At 69.6% G+C, this 2313-nt stretch carries 2 protein-coding genes; both read right to left on the reverse strand.

What is annotated here, in order from left to right; genetic code table 11:
• Window positions 1-136 precede the first annotated feature (136 nt).
• Window positions 137-2101 carry an ATP-binding protein gene (locus tag U9980_RS23545; RefSeq protein ID WP_322769935.1) on the reverse strand — a complete coding sequence of 655 codons (1965 nt, stop codon included), beginning with the start codon at window positions 2099-2101 and terminating at the stop codon, window positions 137-139.
• The coding region (locus U9980_RS23550; RefSeq protein ID WP_322769936.1) for a hypothetical protein at window positions 2098-2313 on the reverse strand (216 nt) is incomplete at its 5' end. The genes U9980_RS23545 and U9980_RS23550, both read right to left, overlap by 4 nt.

Here is a 2313-nt window from a genome sequence, read left to right on the forward strand (position 1 = left end):
GCGCACTCCGAGCATGGTCTGCGAGGTCGGAGGCAGCGCGGTCGGCCTCCAGCTGGGCGGTGAAGTCGTCGTCCAAGAGCCGGCGCGCCTTGAGCGTCGCGGCTCGCGGGCGGCGCGTGTCGGCTTGTCCACCGACCTATCCTCGCCGCCCGCGAGCCGCGCGCCGCTGCGGGGGCTGGTTGGCCCGCCGCAGCTTCGCCAGGAAGGCGATGTTGACGTTGATCTGGTCGGTGAGGTGCTGGTCGACGCTCAGCGCCAGGGCGGCACGCAGGTCCCGCTCGGCCTGTTCCATGTACGAATGGAAGTCCCGCCATGCGCGCTCCCTGGTCAGCTGCGCGATGCCCGGCTTCTTCGCCATCTCGCGGCACCGCTTGGCCAGGCCGATCAGCGCGTCGCCGCGCAGCTGGAGCAGTAACGGGTTGTTCGCCCATTCGGGATGTTCCAGCATCTGCCGGTCGATCAGCGCGTAGGCGCCCTCGTCGTCGTGGGCCCGGCGCATCGCGACCACGATGCGCCGCAGCTGGCGCTCCTCCAGCCGCCCGCGGGCCGCACGCACCAAGAGGTCGATCGCGAGCGGCCGGTCCTCGCCGCGGGCCTGCTCCGTCCCGACGGCCTCGCCCAACAGCAGCAGGACCTGGGACGGCAGGGCGTCGAACTGGCCTGCGTGCGTACGTACCCAGGCGGCGACAGCGGCGGAGTCCCGCCTGGCAAGGTGCACCTCGGCGAAGAGCTGGATCGCGCGGAAGTTGAGCGGGTCGTTGCCGAGCACTCCCTCGACCCGCGCCCTGGCCCGATCAAGGTCACCGAGCACGAGCGCCTGTTCGGCCGAGCGGAGATCCCGCAGCGCGGCATGCCGAGGGTGCGCGGGCAGCGTGCAGACCACCCGGACCTGGTCGGCCTCGAAGACCGGCGGCGGGTTTCCCTGCTCCCGCATCAACCGCAGGATCGTGGGAACTCCCTGTCCCTCCGCCTGCGCGAGCTGCATCCGGGCGAAGAACCAGGCCAGCGCCTGGTTCCGCCACCTGGGCGGGGCCGTGCCCGCACGCAGAACCTCGATGTCGACTCCCGAGGGGAGCGGGCCGGGGGAGGCGACCGCGACGCGATCGGCGAAGACCGTCAGCCGGGTCGGGTCGGCCACCTCGTAGTCGCGGTGCGCCAGCGCGTTCCCCATCGCCTCGTACAGGGCGCGTGTCGGATACTTGATCGCGTTAGGTACCGCCGGATCGGTCTTGTCGAACGCCGTGTACGACTGGACGTCGAACAGTTCCTGCAGCCGTCTGGCCTGTTCGAGGAGATTGCCGGCCAGCTCGTGCCGCTCCGCATGCGGATCTGAGCGGTCCACTCCCGGATAGATGGAGAAAAAGGTGACCGCTCCGGGGATGAACCGTTGGGTCTCCCGTCCGAACAACAGCACGGCGAAGTTGCGCGGCCGTAGGACGCCACTCAGGGGCTCGGCCACGAGCAGGGGTGGGACGAACGCACTGATGGAGACATCGGGCGACAGGTAGGGCTCGACACCAAGATCAGTGGAAAAGACGCCCATACGCTGCAGAGCGTCACGCAGCGCGATCAGGTCAAGGTCGGCCTCGGTGGCGCCGTTGCACGGCCTGCGGTCCCATGGCTCGAGGGCGCCCTTGCGCACCAGGAGATCCTTGAGCACCCCGTTACGCGCCTCGATCGTCGAACGGCTGATCCGCACGTAGTGCCTGGTGCCGTCGTCATCCCGCCGGAAGGTGTGCGCGCTGCCCGTGGCAGGCTGGACGAAGACCAGGATCCGCCGCTGCGGGTTGTTCGTCGGGAGCTCCTCGACGAGGGGAGTGATCGGCGGCGAGACCTTCGCGCGGCAGAGGGAGAGGACCCTGCCTTCGACCTCCTTGAGCCGGGCGGCGGTGAGGCCGGTCCGCCGCAGGACCGGGAAGCCGTGCTCGTCCTTGTCCTCGGCGACGCCGCAGACCACGTAGCCGCCGCCGAGATTCTGCAGGTCGTTGGCGAACGCGGCGAGCGTCGCCACCACCTTCTCGACGTCGGCGACATTCTCCTTCCACTCGGTCTGCTCGTTCTCCCGGCGCGCGAGCGCATCGAGATCGACGGAATCGGTCACGACGCCACGACCTTCTTGGCGGCCTCGATCAGCCGGGCGCATTCCTCGCGCAGACCGGACAGCGCGGCGTCCAGCTGCCCTTCGGTCTCGATGCCGCCGACGAAGTACGAACGCACCTTGACCTCGGCGAGCCGGTCGCCTTCCACGATCTCATGCAGGCACCGGATAGCGGTGCGAAGCCGGGCCTCGCAGGCGTCGATCAAGGCCTGCTG

Origin of the sequence: Protofrankia sp. Cr1, from assembly GCF_963555865.1 — a bacterium.
Lineage (GTDB): Bacteria > Actinomycetota > Actinomycetes > Frankiales > Frankiaceae > Protofrankia.